This is a genomic window from Thioalkalivibrio sp. ALE22 (assembly GCF_000381445.1).
Classification (GTDB): Bacteria; Pseudomonadota; Gammaproteobacteria; order Ectothiorhodospirales; family Ectothiorhodospiraceae; genus Thioalkalivibrio.
The window spans coordinates 17908-37801 of record NZ_KB906515.1 but is presented as its reverse complement, the minus strand read 5'-3'; the positions used below and the strand labels follow the sequence as shown (position 1 = coordinate 37801).

Here is a 19894-nt window from a genome sequence, read left to right as displayed (position 1 = left end):
CGGCGTGCAGTACGTATCGGTGCGTTACACCGACCGCCTCGGAGAAGCCGGGCTCCAGCCCTCGGTGGGCCGGGTCGGTGACTCCTACGACAACGCCCTGGCGGAGACCCTCAACGGGCTGTACAAGACCGAGGTCCGGGCCTACTGGGGACGTCTTAACGATCGACGCGACGTCGAGTGGGCTACGCTCCAGTGGGTCGACTGGTTCAACCGGCGACGCCTGTTGGAATCCAACGGGTATCGACCGCCGGCAACGATCGAAGCGCAGTACCATCAACAAGTTCAGGGGTCCGTTCGTGCAGCGTGACCCAAACCAACGGGTCTCCGGGAAACCCGGGGCGGTTCACTTTCTTGGGCAAGCAAGAAAGTGCCTCGGGGCGCGCTGGCGAGTCAGCGCCGGGCAGTATGCGGACAGAAGCCACCGTAAACACCCGATGCTGAACCAGGCCTAGCCACAACAGGGCAGGCGGCCGAGCGAAGGCACCAGAAGGCCGGAGCAGCTCCGCCGCCGGACGACGGAATCAGGCGTTGGCGCGCCAGCGGCAGGTGCCGCCGGCTGCCTCGTCGAGGGTCTGCAGGAGCGCCTCGTGCGCCGCCTGCTCCTCCGGCGTCGGCTCGATCACCGGAAGCGGCTTGCCCGAACGCCGCGCCTGGACGGGCCCGGCCGCGGCGTCGCCGTCACCCCCGGCATCCAGCGTCAGCGCCACCTGCCCCCCGGTCATCGCCAGGTAGACATCCGCCAGCAACTCGGCATCGAGCAGCGCCCCGTGCAGCGTACGCCCGGAACCGTCCACCTCGTAGCGCTTGCACAGCGCATCCAGCGAGTTGCGCGCCCCGGGGTGCATGCGCCGCGCCATCACCAGCGAATCCAGCACGGTGCAGACCTCGGCCACCTCGGTCGCCGGCGCCGCATCACCCAGCAGACGCAGTTCATGGTTGATGAAGCCGACATCGAACGGCGCGTTGTGGATGATCAGTTCCGCACCACGGATGAAATCGACGAACGCACCGGCCACGTCTGCAAAGCGTGGCTTGTCGGCGAGGAATTCGTTGGTGATCCCGTGGACCTCGACAGCGCCGGCGTCGATCTCGCGGTCCGGCTGCAGGTACTCGTGGAGCTTGCGCCCGGTCGGACGGCGGTTGTCCAGCTCCAGACAACCGATCTCGATGATGCGGTGGCCGTCGGCAGGCTCCAGGCCGGTGGTCTCGGTATCCAGCACGATCTGGCGCATCGCGTTACCCCTCAGTTCTCGATCGGTTCACCGGCCAGCAGGGCGTCGATGCCCGCATTGGCCAGTTCATCGGCACGTTCGTTCTCCGGATGGCCGCTGTGGCCGCGCACCCAGTACCACTCGATATCGTGACGCTGGGCCTGCGCGTCCAGCGCCTCCCACAGGTCGCGGTTCTTGACCGGGGATCCGCTGGCGGACTTCCAGTTGCGCCGTTTCCAGCCGGGCAGCCACTCGGTCACGCCCTGCTTCACATACTTGGAATCCGTGACCAATTCCACCTTGCAGGAGCGTTTCAGGGCCTCCAGCGCGCGGATGGCGGCGGTCAGTTCCATGCGGTTGTTGGTGGTCTCCGCCTCGGCGCCGTAGAGCTCGCGCTCGCGCCCGCCGAAGCGCAGGATCGCGCCCCAGCCGCCGGGACCGGGATTGCCGCGGCAAGCCCCGTCGGTATAGATGTACACGCGTTCGTCAGCCATGCGTTCGGCGGGCTCCGGAATGATCGGTGCGCGAGGATACCAGCCCCGGCCGCATCGCGGGGTTGGGCATCGCAAAGCGGAACCGCTGTGCCGGGCGCAGCGGCATATCCACGCGTTTGTGGGCGACGGTCAGGATCATGCTGGCCAGCGGTGGCAGGCCGCGCAGGGTCCAGGCGTCCATGGTCGCCAGGCGCTTTTGCCAGGCGGCGGGCAGCCCCGGCGGGAGCAGGCTCAGGCTCCACTGGTCAAGGACCTCCAGATCCGCCGCCTCCAGCAGCTCGCGATACTGGCGCCGGCGCAGTCCCTCGGGCACCGGTGAGGCGCGCACGCCGTTGCGCCCAACGTGCTGCAGGCGGTTGCCCTCCAGCAGAAACACGCGCCCCTCGGGTTCCAGCACGCGGGCCGCCTCGGCCACCACCGCCTCCGGATGGTCGCTCTGCGCGCAGGGATGGGCCAGCACGATGCGCCGGGCGCAGTCGGACTCCAGCGGCCAGGCCTCCGGGTCCATGCGCAACACCGGATGCGTCGAGGCAATGCGGACCAGCGGCGCCTGCAGGGCGTCGCTGTCTTCCAGGATCGGCACCGGGGCCAGCTCCACGGCCAGGTCGCCGGGGCCCGGGTCACCGTAGCGACGAATGCGTTCCAGAAAGCGCTCGCGGACCCTGCGCCCCTGGGGCTGGGCGTACCAGTGCGCCAACCAGTTCAGGAACGGGTCTTGGTGATCCCCCATCTCTGGTTTATCCTCCAGCGCCATGAAACTACGCCTCCACTCGCGGCTGACCACCGCCATGACCCTGGGCCTGACGGCACTCTTCGCCTCTGCCTGTAGCCTACACGACTCCGAGCGCACGCTGGATACCTCGGCGGCGGATCAGCCCATCGTGGAACCGCGCACCACCGAGGATGTGCAGGCCGCGATGGAACGCCAGAGCCGCGACGCCGCACAGCGCGCCGCCGAGACGGATGACCTGTGGGAGCGCGCGCGCCTGGGCTTCGGCTTCAACGATGCGCTGGACCACGAACGCGTGGAGCGCTACATCCAGCACTACCGCGACCACCCGCGGATCATCGAACACAGCACTCGGCGGGCGGAGCCCTTCGCCTACTTCATCCTGTCGGAGATCGAGGCGCGCGACATGCCTGCCGAGCTCCTGCTGTTACCGATCGTCGAGAGCGGCTTCGTCGCCCAGGCGACCTCGCGCAGCCGCGCGGCCGGGATCTGGCAGTTCATGCCGGCCACCGGCGACTACTTCGATCTCGCGCGCGACCACTGGTACGACGGGCGCCGCGATGTCTACAAGTCCACGCTGGCCGCGCTGGACTACCTCCAGGCCCTGCACCGCCGGTTCGACGACTGGTACCTGGCGCTGGCCGCCTACAACTACGGCCAGGGCAACATCCAGCGCGCGATCGACCGCAACGCCGCACGCGGCGAGCCCACCGACTACTGGAGCCTGGACCTGCCCGCCGAGCCCACCGCGTACATCCCGCGGCTGCTGGCCCTGCGCCACCTGTTCCTGGACCCGGACAGCCACGACATCGCCATCACGCCCATTGCCAACGAGCCGGCCCTGGAGATGATCGAACCCGGCCGCCAGGCGGACTTCTCGCTGATCGCGGAACTCGCCGATCTGGACACCGAGACCCTGAAGCAGCTCAACCCGGGCTATCACCGGCACGCCACCCATCCCGGCGGCGCGCAGCACCTGTTCGTCCCGCGCGAGGCCCTTCCGGTCCTCGAGACGGCGCTGGAGACACGCGATGACGAACCCCTGATCCGGTTCCGGGAGTACACCGTGCGCATGGGCGACAACCTGGGCCGGATTGCCGAACGCACCGGCACCCGGGTGGCGGTGCTGCGCGACATGAACAACCTGAACGGCGACCTGATCCGCGCCGGGCAGACGCTGCGCCTGCCAGCCAGCGCCTCCGGCGAGGACACCCCGGTACAAGTCGCCGGCGACAACGGCCAGCCCGCCGAGGATTACGAGGTCCAGCCGGGTGACAGCCTGTGGCATATCAGCCAGCGCACCGGCATGTCCATCGGGGCGCTGCGCGCCGCCAACGGTCTGGAGCCAGACGCGATCCTGCGCCCGGGCGACACGCTGAAGGTCGTGCGCGCCGATCCCGAGCGTGGCCCCGATGGCCGGCGCGTCGAGTACGAGGTCCGCCCCGGCGACTCCCTGTCGACCATCGCCCGTCGCCACCAGGTCAGCATCGGGGATCTGCGCCGCTGGAACGGGCTGAACGGCGACGGCATCCGCGCCGGCGAGACCCTGACCCTGTACCTGGCCAGCGCCGACCGGGAGACCCTGGCCCAGGGCGACGCCTGAAACAAGGCGCCCCACGAAAAAGCCCCGGGCAGGACCCGGGGCTTTTTCGTGGGGAAGCGGGCGGCGCCTGCCGCCCGCGCGACACCGGAGATCAGGCGGCCCGGCGATCGCCCTCGCCGCTGGCATCCACTCGGTCCCAAGCCTGCATGCCACCCACCACGTTGTACACCAGGTGGTAACCCAGGCGCTGGAGGATGGATCCCGCCACGGTGGAGCGGTAGCCACTGCCGCAGACCACCGCCACCGGCTCGGCCTTGTCGATCCCGGGGATGCCGATGCGGGTATCGGCCACCGGCTGATTGACCGCGGCCTCTGCATGGCCGGCCTCGAACTCGGAGACGGCCCGAACATCGACCAGGCGCAGGCGCCCGTCGGCGATCGCGGTCCGCGCCGCCGGGGCATCCAGCTGGGCAAGCGTGGCCAGGGGCAGCCCGGCACTGGCGTATGCCGCCATGCCGCCGCGGACAAAGCCCTCGATATAGTCACGGCCGGTGCGTACCAGCTGGCGCACGGCCTGCTCGATCACCGCGGGATCCCCGTTCCGGTCCACCAGCACGATCGGGGTATCGTCCGGCGTGACCCAGCCGGCCCAGTTGGCGAAACCACCGTCGATGCCGATGCCCAGGGCCCCGGGGATATGACCGCCGCCAAAGGCCAGCGGATCGCGCAGGTCGATCACCGTCACCTCGCCGGCGGCGGCACGGCTCGAAACCGCGTCCGGGTCCAGGGCCGTCATGCCAGGCAGCGGGATCACCGCCTTCGGCCCCTCGGAGTTGATCCGCTTGTTGCGCGGATAGAAATCGGGGATCGGCGGCAGCCCGTTCAACAGCTGGTGCACAAAGGCGTCCTCGTCCAGCGACGGGTCCAGGTACGGGTTGGTCCGACGCTCGTAGCCGAGCGTGGAGACCGGCCGACCGGCCATCCCGGCGCCACAGGCCGAGCCCGCACCGTGGCCCGGATGCACCTCGACCCCGTCAGGCAGATCCGCCAGCTTCTCGCGCACGCTGTGGAACATCTGCCGCGCCAGCGCCTGCTTGGCCTCCTCGCCGAGCAGGTCCGGCCGACCCAGGGAGCCTACGAACAGGAAGTCGCCGGTGATGATGGCGATCGGATCCTTACTGGAGCGGGCCCCGTCATAGACCACGAACATCAGGTGTTCCGGGGTGTGCCCCGGTACATGGCGGGTCTCGATGCGCACATTGCCGAGCTGGATCGCATCCCCCTCGACCAGGTCCTCGTGCGGGAACTGCACCTGGAAATACTCACCCGCATCGTGCCCGGACAGCAGCAGACGGGCGCCGGTCTTGTCCGCGAGTTCGCGGGCGCCGGAGGCGAAATCGGCGTGGATGTGGGTATCCATCACGCGGGTGATGCGATAGCCGTTGCGTTCGGCATAATCCAGGTACACGTCGACGTCGCGCTGCGGATCGATCACGGCGATCTCGCCGCTGCCCTGGCAGCCGACCACGAAGGAATGCTGGGACAGACCGGGATCGACAAAGCGTTCAAATATCATGCGGAACTCCTCGCGTTGGCTTTTGCATGAATGTCCGACTATTTTGGTCAGGTATTAGCGCAAAAGTTCCTGGCCACGCGACCCCGCACACCGGGAGCGCCCTCGATCCGCCGGCTGTATCCACCACGAAGCTCACGAAGGCACGAAGGAGGTCAAGGTCAAAAGCGTATTAACCACAGAGGACACGGAGTTCACGGAGAAAATCGAAAGATCTTCAGCCGATTAGATGGGAGCCGGTGTGTTCAACCCCGCTCGGGTGAGCGGCGAAGCCCCTTCAGACATTCTTGACCCGAATGGGCCTTTCTCTGTGTCCTCTGCGCCCTCTGTGGTGCAATGGCCCTTGACCTTGACCTCCTTCGTGCCTTCGTGAGCTTCGTGGTCACTCTTGCCGCGCGGCAGCAGGCGATCGGCGCGGAGGGCCGCGACTGGGTTACGCGGGGGTATCGGATTCCCGAGGTTCCAGGCGGGTCGCCTCCGGGTCCAGGCCCGCGGCGCGGAAGAGCTGTTCGAAGCGGCGTTGCGGCAGGTGCAGGCGGAGCTGGATCGATCCGTCCGGCGTGGTCTGTTCGGCCTCCACGGCCTTTTCCTCGTAGAGCTGGGCACGCAGCCGACCGGCCGCGGCCGGCAACTCGAACCAGCCCTGGGTCATGGACTCGGTGAAGGTCTCGGCCAGGCGCTGTTCCAGGCGCGCCACGCCCTCGCCGGTACGGGCCGACAGCCAGAAGGCGTCATCCGCCAGGCCGAAGCGCTCGTCCGGATCCTCGGCCGGGTTCTCCAGCTGGTCGATCTTGTTGTAGACCCGCCAGCAGGGCACGTCCTCGGCACCGATCTCCGCGAGGACCTCCTCGACCTGGCGGATGCGCGCATCGCGCTCCGGGTCGGCGGCGTCGATCACGTGCAGCAGCAGGGCCGCCTCGCGGGTCTCGGTCAGGGTCGCCTTGAAGGCAGCGACCAGCTCGTGCGGCAGGTCGCGCACGAAGCCCACGGTGTCGGCCAGGATCAGTGACTGGTGCGGCGCCAGGTCCAGGCGGCGCAGGGTCGGGTCCAGGGTCGCGAACAGCTGGTCCGCCTGATAGACGTCGGAATGCGTCAGACGATTGAACAGGGTGGACTTGCCGGCGTTGGTGTAGCCCACCAGCGAGACCGTGGGGATCTCGTTGCGCAGGCGCGCCTGACGGCCCTGTTCACGGGTGCGCTCCACTTTCTCCAGGCGCCGCTCGATATGCTTGATGCGCCCGGCCAGCAGACGCCGGTCGGTCTCCAGCTGGGTCTCCCCCGGGCCACGCAGGCCGATCCCGCCCTTTTGCCGCTCCAGGTGGGTCCAGCCGCGCACCAGGCGCGTGGACATGTGGCGCAGCTGCGCCAGCTCCACCTGGAGCTTGCCCTCGTGGGAGCGGGCGCGCTGGGCGAAGATGTCGAGAATCAGCCCGGAGCGGTCCAGCACCCGGCACTTCAGGTGGGCCTCGAGGTTGCGTTCCTGGCTGGGCGACAGGGCGTGGTTGAAGATCACCACGTCGGCACCGGTGGCCTCCACCGCCTCGCGGATCTCGTCGGCCTTGCCGGCCCCGACAAACAGTTTCGGATGCGGCCGGTCGCGGGAACCCCGCACCACCGCCTGGATCTCGGCCCCGGCGGAACGCACGAGCTCGTCGAACTCCTGGACCTGGGCCTCGATGTCGGGGTTGTCCCCGATGTTCAGCGCGACCAGGACGGCCGCGTTGCCAACGGCGGCCTCGCCGCCGCTCTCCGGACGCTCAAACAAGCCGGGGACCCGTCGTCATCAGGACTCGGCCTCCGCGGAGGCGGCCGCCTCGCCCTCGAGATTCATGTTCACCTGCCGGGCCGGGACGATCGTGGAGATGGCGTGCTTGTACACCATCTGCGAGACCGTACTGCGCAGCAACACCACGAACTGGTCGAAGGATTCGATCTGCCCCTGCAGCTTGATCCCGTTCACCAGGTAGATGGAGACCGGGATGCGGTCCCGGCGCAGCGCATTCAGGAAGGGTTCCTGCAACATTTGCCCTTTGGCCATCGGTGCGTTCCTTGATCGTTATTATTGGTTCGCGAGCCGTGCGAACGACTCTTTGCCGGCCCGCCGGTCGGCTTACCTGAAGCGTAGCATACCGGCTGCGGGTCGCCGTTCAACGCCCGGTCCGGCGTTATCCGGACGTCACCGCCGTCGCCGGCGCAGTACGAGCCGCGTCGATCGCCTCCAGAGCCTGCGACAGATCCGCGTGCTCCGCGTTCAGCCGCGCATGCAGCGGAAAGCGCCGCAAGCCGGTGAGCTGGCGCTTGGCCAGTTGCCGGGTCGCGGCGACGGCGCGTTCGCGAAAGGTCGCAAAGTCGTACTCCCCCGCCAGCCACTGCCAGCCCTGGCGATAGCCCACGGCCCGCTGCGACGGGTGCTCTGCGGTCAGTCCGGGCCGCCGGGTTAGGGCCATCAGCTCGTCGACGAATCCCTCCTCCAGCATCGCGTCGAAGCGCTGGGCGATCCGCGCCCGCAGGCGCTCCCGGTCCTCCGGCCACAGCGCCAGCGAAACCCAGCCGGACGGGACCTGCGCCGCCGCCCCCTGCTGGAAGCTCGACAGCGCACACCCGGTCGCCGCGTAGACCTCCAGCGCGCGCAGGATGCGTTGCGGATCGTTCGGGTGGATGCGCGCGGCGGCGGCCGGGTCCACGACCTTCAGCTCGGCGTGCAGGGCCGCGGCACCCTCGTGTTCCAGACGCGCTCGCACCGAGGTGCGCACCATCTCCGGCACCGGCGGGATCGCATCGAAGCCGTCCAGCAACGCGCGCAGGTAGAGCAGCGTCCCGCCCGCCAGCAGGGCGATCCGGCCGCGCGCATGGATCGCATCGATCGCGGCGCGGGCATCGCGGGCGAAATCGGAGGCGTTGTAGGTGTCCTCCGGGTCGCGGATATCCAGCAAGTGGTGCGGAGCCCGGGTCCGCTCGGCCGCATCGGGCTTCGCCGTGCCGATATCCATGCCGCGGTAGACCAGCGCGGAATCCACGCTGACGATCTCCGCGTCCAGGGCCTCGGCCAGCGCCAGCGACAGCGCGGTCTTGCCGCTCGCGGTGGGGCCGGCCAGCAGCACGACTGGCGGCCGCCCCCCCTCCAGTCCGGCCATCAGCGCCCTCTCAGGAACAGCCGGTCCAGTGCCGGATGATCCAGTTCCACCCAGGTCGGGCGACCGTGATTGCACTGGCCGGAACGCTCGGTGGCCTCCATGTCGCGCAGCAGCTGGTTCATCTCGGGCAGGGTCAGGCGCCGTCCCGAGCGCACGGAACCGTGGCAGGCAATGGTGCCCAGCACCGCGTTCATCGCGCCCTCGGCCCGATGGCTGTAGCCCACCGCGGCCAGGTCGGCCAGCACGTCGCGCACCAGCTGGGCCGTATCCTGCCCGCGCAGCAGGGCCGGCGCCGCACGCAGGGTCAGGGCCTCCGGGCCGGCCCGATCCAGCTCGAAGCCGAGCCCGGCCAGGAGGTCGGCGCGTTCCTCGGCCAGTTCCGCCTCGGCCGGGGTGACCTCCAGGGTCTCCGGTACCAGCAGCGGCTGCGAGGTCACTCGCGCCCCCTCCCACTCGCGCTTGAGGCGCTCGTAGGTGATGCGCTCGTGGGCCGCGTGCATGTCCACCACGATCAGGCCACGGGCGTTCTCGGCCAGGATGAAGGTCTCGGCCACCTGGCCCAGTGCGAACCCGAGCGGCGGCATGGAGTCGGCATCCGGGTCCGTCGCGGATGCCGTCGGCGCGGCGGCCGACGGCTGTTCGTAGGCGGCTGGTCGGGCCTCGGCCACCGCCGACGCCCCGCGGAACTCGGCCCAGGCCGCACCGAAGCCCGGATCGCGCCCGGATGGCTCCGGTCGCGGTTCGCGGGGCGGCGCGTACCCGCCATACCCGCCACCGGCGCCCGGCACGCCGAGCCCGGACAACGGGCGGTCCGTCGGTACCGGGCGGGACGCCTCCTGGCCTGCGAAGGCCGGCGCACCACGCGACTCGGGCACCGCGGCGGCATGCCCGGCATCCCCCGGGCGCAAGGCCGCCAGCGCCTTGTGCAGGCTGTGGAAGATGAAGTCGTGGACCATGCGCGATTCGCGAAAACGCACCTCCTGCTTGGTCGGGTGCGCGTTCACGTCCACCTGGGTCGGATCCAGCTCCAGATCCAGCACGAACATGGGATGGCGCCCATGGTAGAGCACGTCCTGGTAGGCCTTGCGCACGGCCGCGGCCAGCACGCGATCACGGATCGCACGGCCGTTGACGAAGAAGAACTGCTGGTCGGGCTGGGCCCGTGACTGGGTCGGCGAGCCGAGCCAGCCGGACAGCGCCAGGCCGGCGCGCTGCTCGTCCACCGGCGTCGCGTGCTCCAGGAAGGCATCGCCCAGCAGGGCGCGCACCCGTTCGGCGGGCTCTTCGGTGGCCGGGAGATCCAGGGTCACGCGATCATTGTGGCGCAAAGTGAAGGCCACCTCGGGGCAGGCGACGGCCTGGGTGCGAATCACGTTCTCGCAGTGGTTGTATTCGGTGCGTTCGGTGCGCACGAATTTGCGCCGCGCCGGGACGTTGAAGAACAGGTCGCGTACCTCTACCGTCGTGCCCACCGGGTGCGCCGCCGGTGCGGCCTCGCGAAAGACATCGGAGCCGTCCCCGGTCAGGCGCCAGCCGTTGCGCTCGCCGTCGACCATGGAGGTCAGCGAGAGCCGCGAGACCGAGGCGATGGACGGCAGGGCCTCGCCACGAAAGCCCAGGGTGTGCAGGGCCTCGAGGTCGTCCATGGAGGCGATCTTGCTGGTGGCGTGGCGCGACAGGGCGAGCGGCATCTCGTCGCGATAGATCCCGCTGCCGTTGTCGCTGATCTGGATCAGCCGCACCCCGCCCTGCTCCAGGCGCACGTCGACCCGCGTGGCACCGGCATCCAGGGCGTTCTCCAGCAGTTCCTTGACCACCGAGGCCGGGCGCTCGATCACCTCGCCGGCGGCGATCTGATTAATCAGTTGTTCGGAGAGCTTTGCGATCGCCACGGGCGACACCTGGGGACACGAAACCGGGTGCCTAGCGTAACCGGGGCGGCGCCGGAGTGCCTAGCCACTCATCAGGGCATCGCCACAAGACGTGACGGGGTGCCCGGGACGGCCGAGAGGCAAAACGGGTGCAAGTACCAGCGCTGCTGCTTCGCTCGCTCAGGAACTCACGAGTCGCGCGGGATACGCAGGATCTGGCCGGCGTAGATGCGGTCGTCGCGCACGTTGTTGGCCGAGCGCAGGTCCGCCAGCGACAGGCTGTAGCGGTCGGCAATTCCCGAGAGCGTCTCGCCCGGGCGGATGATGTGCTGGTCCGGCTGCCCATCGGCGATCAGGGTGCCGGGACGGGCATGGGTCGAGAAGTACGACCGCAACCCGGTCAGCAGGGCATCCGCCAGCGAGTTCTGGAAACTGGCAGTGCGCAGCTTGCGCTCCTCGGAGGGGTTGGAGATGAACGCGGCCTCGACCAGGATCGACGGCACATCCGGCGAACGCAGCACCGCGAAGTTGGCCCGCTCCACCTGCGGCTTGCGCACCTTGCCCACCCGGTGCAGCTCCGAGATCATCCGCTCGGCCAGGGTGTTGCTCGCCTCCAGGCTGCCGCTCTGGGCCAGATCCAGCAGTACATTGGCCAGGGAATCGTCCTTGCCGTTGATAGGCACTCCGCCCAGACTCAGGTCCGCCTGGTTCTCGCGCTGGGCGAGGAAGCGCGCCGCCTCGCTGGAGGCCCCGCGCTCGGACAGCATGTACACCGACGACCCCTGCACGCTGCGGTTGGCGATGGCATCGGCATGGATGGACACGAAGACGTCGGCATCCGCCTTGCGCGCGCGCTCGATGCGCTCGCGCAGGGGCAGGAAGTAATCGCCACTGCGGATCATCACCGCCTGCATGCCGCGCTCGTTGTTCACGCGTTCCGCCAGGCGCTTCGAGATCTGCAACACCACGTCCTTCTCGCGGGTGCCGGCCGGACCGATCGCACCCGGATCGTGCCCGCCGTGGCCGGCATCGATCGCCACCACCACGTCGCGCAGGTTCTCCTGCGAGCGCCCGCGCCGGGACCCGTTGTTCTCCGCCGCGCGCGGGGCCGCGGGCGCCTCGCCGGCCGTCAGGTCCAGCACCAGGCGGTGCGGGGCGCCCTGCGCCGGCATCAGCACAAAGCTGCGCGGCTCCACCGCCTGGCGCAGGTCAAAGACCACGCGCAGGTCCGAGCCGTTACGGGCGGCATGGCGCACCGCCTTGATCGCCGAGCGCGGGTGATCGCTGACCGTCAGGTCGTCCATGGCGCGAGCATTCTCCAGATCCACCACCAGGCGTTCCGGGGACTGCAGGCGGAACATGGAGTAGTCGGCCTCGCCGTCCATGTCGAAGACCAGGCGCGTGGTGTCGCCGTCTACCGACATGCGCACCCGCTGGACCGCGGTCCGGGCCAGGGCCGGCAACGGCAACCCGACCAGCCCCAGGGCAGTCATGGCGCGCAGCAGCTGGCGGCGGCGCAGATCCGGCGATGTTGGTTGGCCCACGGCGATTCCCTTTGTAATCAGGGGTTCTGACTACATTGTGGACGCTTTTTCTGGAAAAGCAATAGCGGTTTTCGTTCTTTATGAGCGAGATATCGCGCATTGTGCGCGTGACAGACCAACTCCCGAGGCCGCAGCCGGCTATTGTTCGAGTCCCTCGCGGTCACGCAAGACCTGACGATAGGCCGCCGCCAGCGGCCCCTCCAGCCGGAGTTCGCGTCCGTCTTCACCATCCGCCCGGTGCGCCAGGCGCACGACCAGATCCGGTGCCGGGAGCCAGCCGGCGCCGCGTTCCGGCCATTCGACCAGCCACAGCGCATTGCCCCCGAAGGCCTCGCGCACCCCGAGATATTCGAGCTCCTCCGGATCGCCCAGGCGGTAGAGGTCGAAGTGCAGGACCTCGCGATCCGCCAGCGCGTAGGGCTCCACCAGGGTATAGGTCGGGCTGCGCACCGCCCCCTCGTGTCCGAGGCGGTGCAGCAGGCCGCGAACCCAGGTGGTCTTGCCCGCACCGAGGTCGCCCTCGAGAAACACGATATGAGGTGTGCCCAGCGCCGCCAGGGCCGCTCCGGCCGCCTCGGTTCTTTCCTGGTTCGCGAGTACCAGCGCCGCCTCCGTCATGCATCACCCCCGGTCGCGGCCGGCAGGGCATCGGCCAGATCCCCGGCCAGCATCCCGCGCGCCCCGCCCAGGCGATCACGCGCCACGCAGGCCGCGGCGCAGTGCCAGGCAGCCCCGACCTCGGCGGCCGTACGCGCATCCGCGCCCTGCCCCCGCAGCGCCGCAATAATGCCGGTCAGCACATCACCACTGCCGGCGGTGGCCATGCCGGGGTGACCGCCGGTCACGCAGGTCAGCAATCCCGCCTCCGGCCCGGCAACCAGGGTCCCGGCCCCCTTCAGCAGCACCACCCCGCCGAGGCGGCCGGCCAGGTCGCGCACCTGCCCGGGGCGGTCGGCCTCGATGGACCCCGCGTCCGTGCCCTGCAGCCGGGCGGCCTCGCCGGGATGCGGCGTCAGGATCCAGCCCTCGCCCCGACGCGGGGCCTCGGCGAGGAGATTCAGGGCATCGGCATCCACAACCCGCGCCAATTCGGCGTCGGCCACGGCCAGCCACATCCCGCGCCCCCACGCGTCCTGCCCCAGCCCCGGTCCCACCACGACGACATCGACCCGCCGCATCAGCGCCTGCAATTCGCCGGTATCCCGGATGCCCTGCACCATCAGCTCGGGACGTTCCAGATTGGCCCAGGCGGCATGATCGGGGTGGGTGGCCAGGGTCACGCGACCGGCCCCGGCCCGCAGGGCCGCCGTGGCCGCCAGTCGCGCCGCGCCGGAGTAGCCCGGTGCACCACCCACAACCAGCACGTGCCCGCAATCACCCTTGTGCACCCCTGGCCGGCGCGCGGGCAGGTACTCGCGCCAGTTCGCCGGCCCAAGGTGGCGCGCGACGGGCGCGATGCCCTCGGCCACCGTGCCGGGTAGATCCAGCCGGGCCACCTCGACCTCCCCGGCACAGTCCACGGCGCCGCCGGTGTGCAGCCCCAGCTTGTCCGCGATCATGGTCAGGGTGCGCTCGGCGCGCACGGCCTGCCCGAGCACCCGCCCGGTGTCGATGTCCACGCCCGACGGGACGTCGGCCGCCAGCACCGGGGCGCCACTCGCGTTCAGTTGTTCGATCAGCGCGCCATAGGCATCGGTCAGCGGCCGCTCCAGACCGATGCCGAACAGGCAGTCCACCCACAGGTCCGCGGCGGCCGGATCGAAGTCCTCCAGGGCGTGGACCTCGCCACCGCCCTCCCGCCAGCGGGCATGGGCACGGCGGCCGTCGGACTCCGGGCGCGCCCGCGAGGGCCCGCCGTGGACCCGGACCTCCAGCCCTGCCTCGGCCGCCAGCCGCGCGAGCACGTAGCCATCCCCGCCGTTGTTGCCGGGTCCGCAGAGGATGCCGATGCGCCGGGCCTGCGGCCACTCGCGGCGCACCACCGCCAGCAGGGCCTGCCCGGCCCGCTCCATCAGCTCGCCCGGCGCCATCCCGGGCAGGGCCAGGCCGGCGGCATCCAGGGCGCGCATGCCCGCATTGTCGAACAGTGCGCTGGTCAATCCTTGTGGGTCGGGTTCATGATTCACGCCATTACCTCCGTCGCGGAAGCCAAATCGTGCCTCAGCGTCTCGATCCACGCCAATGCAGCGAGCTTGCCGATCGCATCCGCGACTGGGGACGCGAGCTCGGCTTCCAGGCCGTGCGCATTGCTCCCGCCGAGGTGCCCGAGGCGGACCGCCGGCACCTGGACGACTGGCTCGCACAGGGCTCGCACGGCGAGATGGGCTGGATGGCCGAGCGCGCAGCCCTGCGCCACGACCCGGACGCGCTGGTGCCCGGGGTGCAGCGCATCATCAGCGTGCGCATGGATTACTTCCCGCCGGCCACCCGACGCCCGGCCATCCAGTTAAGCGAGGGTGGCCGTGCCTATGTCTCGCGCTACGCCCTGGGCCGCGACTATCACAAGCTGCTGCGCAAGCGCCTGACCACCCTCGCGCACCGGATCGAGGCCGAGGCCGGGCCGTTCGGCTACCGCGCCTTTACCGACAGCGCCCCCATCCTGGAAAAGGCCCTGGCCGCCCGCGCGGGGCTCGGCTGGATCGGCAAGAACACCAACCTGCTGGCGCGCGAGAGCGGCTCCTGGTTCTTTCTCGGGGAACTGTTTACCGATCTGCCGCTGCCGGTCGACGAGCCGGCGGGCGAGCACTGCGGCCAGTGCACCGCCTGCCTGGAGGTCTGCCCCACGCAGGCCTTCCGCGGCCCGTATGACCTGGACGCCCGACGCTGCATCTCCTACCTGACCATCGAGCTGAAAGGCTCCATCCCCGAGGACCTGCGCCCGCTGATCGGCAACCGCATCTACGGCTGCGACGACTGCCAGCTGGTGTGCCCGTGGAACCGCTTCGCCGAGGTCTCGGCCGAACCCGACTTCATCGCCCGCCACGGGCTGGATGCGGCGAGCCTGGTCGAACTGTTCGCCTGGGACGAGGCGACCTTCCTCGCGCGTACCGAGGGCATGGCGATCCGCCGCATCGGGCACACACAGTGGCTGCGCAACATTGCCGTGGCACTGGGTAACGGCCCGACGACACCGGAGGCTGAGGCCGCGCTCGCCGCGCGCGCCGATCACCCGTCGGAACAAGTGCGCGAACACGTCACCTGGGCCCGGGCACGGCTGCGCAACCGCAACCACGAGGCACCCTCGTCCGCGGAGACTCTTTCCCGGCTCACCCAGGCGCCCGCATAGGACGGCCGGCGCAGGTTGCCAGCACCGGCACGACCGGCGACACTCGAGGGCCAGGACACGCCCGACGGCCCCGCCCGAAGAAAGGATCCACCCCACCGCCATGCCCGACCACCCGGACAGCACGCGCTACCAGCGGATCTTTGAACAGGCGCCCGAGGCCCACCTGGTCCTGGACCGCCAGGGCGGGATCGTGGCGGCCAACCACGCCGCCTGCGACCTGCTGGGCTATTCCCGGGCCGAGCTGACCGGCGGCGTGCACATCACCGACCTGGACCTGGGGGCCACCCAGGAGGACGTGGATCAGGCCCATTCGGACCCCAACCGCCTCCCCGCTCATTTCGAGAGCCGCTACCGCCGGCGCGACGGCAGCGCGTTTCCGGCCGAAGTCCACATCAACGCGATCCACACCGACGGCGAGATCGAGGTCTTCTCGACGGTGCGCGACATCACCCGCGAACGCCAGTCGGAACAGGCCCTCAAGCGCCTCGAGACCCAGCTGGGCGCGACCATCCGCCATGCCCCGCTGATCCTGTTCGCACTGGACGCCGACGGGCGCTTCACGCTTTCCGAAGGCGCCGGCCTCCGGGTTCTGGGACTGGAGCCCGGCGAGGTCCTCGACCGCGACGCCCGGGAAGTCTACGCCGACCAGCCCGCCGTTCTCGCCGCCGTGGAGCGCGCACTGCGGGGCGAGACCTTCGACGACGAGGTCCGTATCGGTGACATCCACCTGCGCGTCTCCTGGATGCCGTTGCCCGACGAGGAATCCAGGCGCCCCGGCGTCCTCGGCGTCGCCTGGGACATCACCTCGCTGCGGGCCGCCGAGGCGGCCACCGGGGCCGAACGCGACCGCCTGCTGACCACCCTGCAATCCATCAGCGACGCCGTCATCACCGCGGACACCCACGGCCGCCTGACCTACCTCAACCCCGCGGCCCAGACCCTGCTGGGGACGGACGCCACCCACGCCCAGGGCCTGCGGGTGGATGAACTCCTGGAACTGGAAGACACCCGCACCGGAACCAGCGTGGACCACCCGCTGGAACAGTGCCTGAAGCTCGGGGCCACCACGGAGTCGCCCGAGCGCATCCTGCATCGCGCCGACGGCGGGGTGCGCGTGGTGCGCATGCTTGCCTCGCCGCTGCAGCGCCCGGACCAGGCGGCCCAGGGCGCAGTCATCGTGCTGCACGACCATACCGAACTGTGGCAGATGACCCAGCAACTCAATCACCAGGCCAGCCACGATGACCTGACCGGACTGTGCAACCGCCGCGAATTCGAACGGCGCCTGCAGGAGGCCCTGCGCACCCTGCAGGGGGACCAGACCCCGCACGTGGTGTTCTACATGGACCTCGACCAGTTCAAGATCATCAACGACACCTGCGGCCACCAGGCCGGCGACGAACTCCTGCGCGAGCTCTCCGAACGCCTGCTGCACCTGATCCGCCAGAACGACACCCTCGCGCGGCTGGGCGGGGACGAATTCGGCGTGCTGCTTTGCCACTGCCCGCTGGAGCGCGCGGAGGCGATCGCGCAGCGGATGCTGGAGACCGTCCAGTCCCTGCGTTTCGCCTGGGAAGGCCGGCGTTTCGACGTCGGCGTCAGCATCGGGCGGGTGCCGGTCACGGGCCCGGAGCAGACCCTCCCGGATATCCTCAGCCAGGCCGACTCCGCCTGTTATGCCGCCAAGGAGGAGGGGCGCAACCGGATCTACGTCTGGCAGCCCACCGACCAGGGCCTGCGCCGCCGGCGCGGGGAGATGGAATGGGTCGGGCGCATCCGTTCAGCCCTGGACGAAGGGCGCTTCTCGCTGTTCGGGCAGGCCGTCCACCCGCTGGGCCCGACCGACCCGGACCTGGCCCATATCGAGGTCCTGATGCGCCTGCGCGACGAGGACGACCGGCTGATCCCGCCGGGCAACTTCATCCCGGCCGCGGAGCGCTACCACCTGATGCCGGACATCGACCGCCACATCATTGACAGCGCCTTCGCGCTGCTGGCGCAGCATCGCGCGGCGCGCGAGGCCACGAGCCGATGCGAACCGACGCTCGCGATCAACCTCTCCGGCCAGTCGCTGGCCCAGGAGAGCATGCTCGAGTTCGTGACCGAACGCCTGCAGCACTACGCGATCCCGCCACGCTGCATCATCTTCGAGATCACCGAGACCGCGGCCATCAGCCACCACGAACGCGCCCAGAGCCTGATCCGCACCCTGCGCTACATGGGCTGCCGCTTCTCGCTGGACGACTTCGGCAGCGGGCTGTCGTCGTTCGGCTACCTGAAGACCCTGCCGGTGGACTTCATCAAGATCGACGGGAGCTTCGTGCGTGACATCGCCCACAACGCGGTGGACTCGGCGATGGTCACGGCCATCCACCGCGTCGGTCATGTGCTCGGCCTGCGCACCATCGCCGAGTGCGTGGAGTCGGAGGCCACCATGGAGCGCCTGCGCGAGATCGGCCTGGACTTCGTGCAGGGCTTCTATCTTTCGGAGCCCGCCCCGCTCGAACAACACCTGGAACCCGCCGGCGACACCACCCGCTGAAACGGCCCCGCATTTCTGAGTGTTTTCCTTGGTTTTTGCCGGCGCTTTCGCGAGCGGATCCGCGACTTGCTAGCGTATTGCCAAACCAGAAACGGAAAACCACGCACCCATGCCGTATTCGGAAGAACGCATCACCTCCACCCGGCGCTGGTCGGACAAGACCTTCAGCTTCACCACCACGCGGCCGGAGGGGCTGGAGTTCAAGAACGGGCAGTTCGTGACCCTGGGCCTGCGCCCCGAGGGCAAGCTGATCCCGCGCGCCTACTCGATCGTCTCCGAACCCGAGGCCGAGGAACTGGAGTTCCTGAGCATCCACGTGCCGGACGGCGCGCTGACCAGCCGCCTGGCCGAGGCCGGGCCGGGTGACCCGATCTGGATCAATACCAAGGTCACCGGCTCGCTCACCTTCGACTACGTGCAGCCGGGCCGCACGCTGTACATGCTGGCCACGGGCACCGGCCTGGCCCCGTTCATCTCGCTGATCCGCAGCCCCGAGCTGTTCGAACACTTCGACAACGCAGTGCTGGTGCACAGCGTGCGTACGGTGGAAGAACTGGCCTACCGCCAGGAGATCGAGTCGTTGATCAGCGACCGCCTGCGCTATGTGCCCACCGTAACCCGCGAGAACCACGACTTCGCCTGCCCCATCGCCCAGCAGCCGTACGACAACAACCAGCGCGGCGCCGACATGTTCCGCTCCGGCGAACTGAGCCGCATCCTCGACCTGCCCCCGGCGGACCCGGAACAGGACCGCGTGATGCTGTGCGGCAACCCGGCGATGAACCGCGAGATGAGCGAATGGCTCACCGAACACGGCTGGACCCAGACCAACTACAAGGGTGTCGGGACCTTCACCGTCGAGCAGGCCTTCGTGACCACCATGTCCGACTCGGACGACTGAGTCCGCGACGGGCGGCGTTCAGGCCCCCGCCAGCAGGATCCAGCGCGCCTCGTTGATCCGCTGCAGGGTTGCCGTGTCGCCCCCGCGATCCGGGTGGTGGCGCTGCGCCATCCGGCGGTACTGATGGCGGACCGTGTCGGCGTCCACGGGGTCGGCCAGCTCCAGCACCGCCAGCGCCTGGTCGCGCCGCTCATCCCGCCCCATGCGGGCCCAGAACTCGCCCAGAAGCGCCTCCACCGCGGCCGCATCCATCCGCTCCAGCTGGGTCAGGTCCAGATAGTAGGCACGCAGCGGATCGTGTGGCGCCGGCAGGCCCGCCGCCCCCGGTCGTGACCCGCCCTCCGTCGGTTCGATCCCGATATCCAGACAGTGGATGCGCACCCACTCGCCTTGCGGCAGCAGCCCGTCGCGCAGCCGGTACAGGCAGTGAAACAGCAGGAAGTGGGTCTGGAACAGGCTCAACGGTTCGCGCAGCCGCGCGGCGGCAAAAGGTGCCACCCCCGCGTCGCGCAACTGTGCGATCAGGGCGTGCTCGGTCAACCCGGACGGCCGCGCCCGCAGGCACTCCAGTACCGATTCCAGCAGCGCCGCCGCCACCGGCGCCCCGGTCGTGTCATCCGCCTCGATCATGCGCCCGGAAACTCGCCGTCGACATACACCCAGCGCCCATCCTCGCGGCGAAAGCGGCTGCGTTCGTGCAGGCGCACCCCCTGGCCACGCACCCGCGAGCGGGCGACGAAATCGACCCAGCCCTCCCGGTCCTCCGGCCCCCCGGCCCCGGTCGCGCGGATCGTCAGCCCCAGCCAGCGCTGTTCCGGCTCCAGCGCCAGGGATTCCGGTCGCGTCTCCGCGGCCCAGGTCGCCAGCAGATAGTCCTCGCGCCCCTCCACAAAGGCGGCATAGCGCGAACGCATCAGCGCCTCGGCCGTCGGAGCCGCCGCCGCGCCGTCCAGGTACGGCCCACAGCAGACCGCCCGGTTCCACCCGGACCCGCAAGCACACGTATCCCCCTTCCTGCGCCCGGCCTTGCCCAAGTGATACCCCTCGCCAGTGATACCCCTCATC

The 19894-nt window shown here is 69.6% G+C and carries 18 protein-coding genes; 5 read left to right on the top strand and 13 right to left on the bottom strand.

Going from position 1 to position 19894, the window contains the following annotated elements; translation table 11 throughout:
- On the top strand, positions 1 to 307 hold a 307-nt coding region (locus tag F793_RS0113015), incomplete at its 5' end, for an integrase core domain-containing protein (protein WP_019592784.1).
- 214 nt (positions 308 to 521) lie between these two features.
- Here the strand turns inward: F793_RS0113015 and dnaQ are convergent.
- From dnaQ to F793_RS0113000, 3 genes are read right to left on the bottom strand one after another with little or no spacing between them, the layout of a single operon-like run.
- Entirely contained in the window at positions 522 to 1232 is a 711-nt protein-coding gene (gene dnaQ / locus F793_RS0113010; protein ID WP_018878741.1) for a DNA polymerase III subunit epsilon, read from the bottom strand.
- A gap of 11 nt (positions 1233 to 1243) precedes the next feature.
- Positions 1244 to 1705, bottom strand: a complete 462-nt coding sequence (gene rnhA / locus F793_RS0113005) for a ribonuclease HI (protein WP_018867128.1) — start codon at positions 1703 to 1705, stop codon at positions 1244 to 1246.
- On the bottom strand, positions 1698 to 2459 hold the full coding sequence (locus tag F793_RS0113000) for a hypothetical protein (RefSeq protein WP_028485091.1): 762 nt from the start codon (positions 2457 to 2459) through the stop codon (positions 1698 to 1700). Before F793_RS0113000 ends, rnhA begins: the two co-directional genes overlap by 8 nt.
- Between F793_RS0113000 and F793_RS0112995 the strand changes: the two genes are divergently transcribed.
- On the top strand, positions 2458 to 4038 hold the full coding sequence (locus F793_RS0112995) for a LysM peptidoglycan-binding domain-containing protein (protein WP_026280509.1): 1581 nt from the start codon (positions 2458 to 2460) through the stop codon (positions 4036 to 4038). The two genes, F793_RS0113000 and F793_RS0112995, sit on opposite strands and share 2 nt — an antisense overlap.
- Before the next feature lie 91 nt (positions 4039 to 4129).
- Here the strand turns inward: F793_RS0112995 and F793_RS0112990 are convergent, their stop codons facing one another.
- From F793_RS0112990 to F793_RS0112955, 8 genes are all read right to left on the bottom strand, one after another.
- A complete protein-coding gene (locus tag F793_RS0112990) occupies positions 4130 to 5554 on the bottom strand; it encodes a rhodanese-like domain-containing protein (protein ID WP_018878743.1) in 1425 nt (474 codons plus the stop codon).
- A gap of 430 nt (positions 5555 to 5984) precedes the next feature.
- Positions 5985 to 7316, bottom strand: coding sequence for a ribosome rescue GTPase HflX (hflX, locus tag F793_RS0112985; protein WP_018878744.1), 1332 nt, complete (start codon positions 7314 to 7316; stop codon positions 5985 to 5987).
- Positions 7317 to 7334: 18 nt separating this feature from the next.
- Positions 7335 to 7589 (bottom strand): RNA chaperone Hfq, encoded by a 255-nt coding sequence (gene hfq / locus F793_RS0112980; RefSeq protein ID WP_018141991.1) that lies wholly within the window; start codon positions 7587 to 7589, stop codon positions 7335 to 7337.
- Positions 7590 to 7716: 127 nt separating this feature from the next.
- Positions 7717 to 8685 carry a tRNA (adenosine(37)-N6)-dimethylallyltransferase MiaA gene (gene miaA / locus F793_RS0112975; protein WP_018882446.1) on the bottom strand — a complete coding sequence of 323 codons (969 nt, stop codon included), beginning with the start codon at positions 8683 to 8685 and terminating at the stop codon, positions 7717 to 7719.
- Positions 8685 to 10577, bottom strand: coding sequence for a DNA mismatch repair endonuclease MutL (gene mutL, locus F793_RS0112970; protein WP_018882447.1), 1893 nt, complete (start codon positions 10575 to 10577; stop codon positions 8685 to 8687). The genes miaA and mutL overlap by 1 nt, the downstream gene beginning before the upstream one ends.
- 167 nt (positions 10578 to 10744) lie before the next feature.
- Complete coding sequence (locus tag F793_RS0112965; protein WP_051074730.1) at positions 10745 to 12049, bottom strand: N-acetylmuramoyl-L-alanine amidase; 1305 nt, start codon at positions 12047 to 12049, stop codon at positions 10745 to 10747.
- Positions 12050 to 12238: 189 nt separating this feature from the next.
- Positions 12239 to 12718 carry a tRNA (adenosine(37)-N6)-threonylcarbamoyltransferase complex ATPase subunit type 1 TsaE gene (tsaE, locus tag F793_RS0112960; protein ID WP_017940571.1) on the bottom strand — a complete coding sequence of 160 codons (480 nt, stop codon included), beginning with the start codon at positions 12716 to 12718 and terminating at the stop codon, positions 12239 to 12241.
- Positions 12715 to 14199: a bifunctional ADP-dependent NAD(P)H-hydrate dehydratase/NAD(P)H-hydrate epimerase gene (locus F793_RS0112955; RefSeq protein WP_018882449.1), complete on the bottom strand. Its 1485-nt coding sequence runs from the start codon at positions 14197 to 14199 to the stop codon at positions 12715 to 12717. Before F793_RS0112955 ends, tsaE begins: the two co-directional genes overlap by 4 nt.
- A gap of 56 nt (positions 14200 to 14255) precedes the next feature.
- Between F793_RS0112955 and queG the strand changes: the two genes are divergently transcribed.
- The 3 genes from queG to F793_RS0112940 all read left to right on the top strand — a co-directional run bounded on the left by queG (position 14256) and on the right by F793_RS0112940 (position 18829).
- Positions 14256 to 15386, top strand: a complete 1131-nt coding sequence (gene queG, locus F793_RS0112950; RefSeq protein WP_018882450.1) for a tRNA epoxyqueuosine(34) reductase QueG — start codon at positions 14256 to 14258, stop codon at positions 15384 to 15386.
- Between the two features lie 100 nt (positions 15387 to 15486).
- Positions 15487 to 17928 carry an EAL domain-containing protein gene (locus F793_RS0112945; protein ID WP_018882451.1) on the top strand — a complete coding sequence of 814 codons (2442 nt, stop codon included), beginning with the start codon at positions 15487 to 15489 and terminating at the stop codon, positions 17926 to 17928.
- Positions 17929 to 18037: 109 nt separating this feature from the next.
- Positions 18038 to 18829 (top strand): ferredoxin--NADP reductase, encoded by a 792-nt coding sequence (locus tag F793_RS0112940; RefSeq protein ID WP_018882452.1) that lies wholly within the window; start codon positions 18038 to 18040, stop codon positions 18827 to 18829.
- Positions 18830 to 18847: 18 nt separating this feature from the next.
- On the opposite strand, the gene F793_RS0112935 is transcribed toward F793_RS0112940, so the two are convergent.
- Positions 18848 to 19459, bottom strand: coding sequence for a DNA-J related domain-containing protein (locus tag F793_RS0112935; RefSeq protein WP_018882453.1), 612 nt, complete (start codon positions 19457 to 19459; stop codon positions 18848 to 18850).
- On the bottom strand, positions 19456 to 19863 hold the full coding sequence (locus tag F793_RS0112930; RefSeq protein ID WP_369772406.1) for a YchJ family protein: 408 nt from the start codon (positions 19861 to 19863) through the stop codon (positions 19456 to 19458). The genes F793_RS0112935 and F793_RS0112930 overlap by 4 nt, the downstream gene beginning before the upstream one ends.
- Positions 19864 to 19894 lie beyond the last annotated feature (31 nt).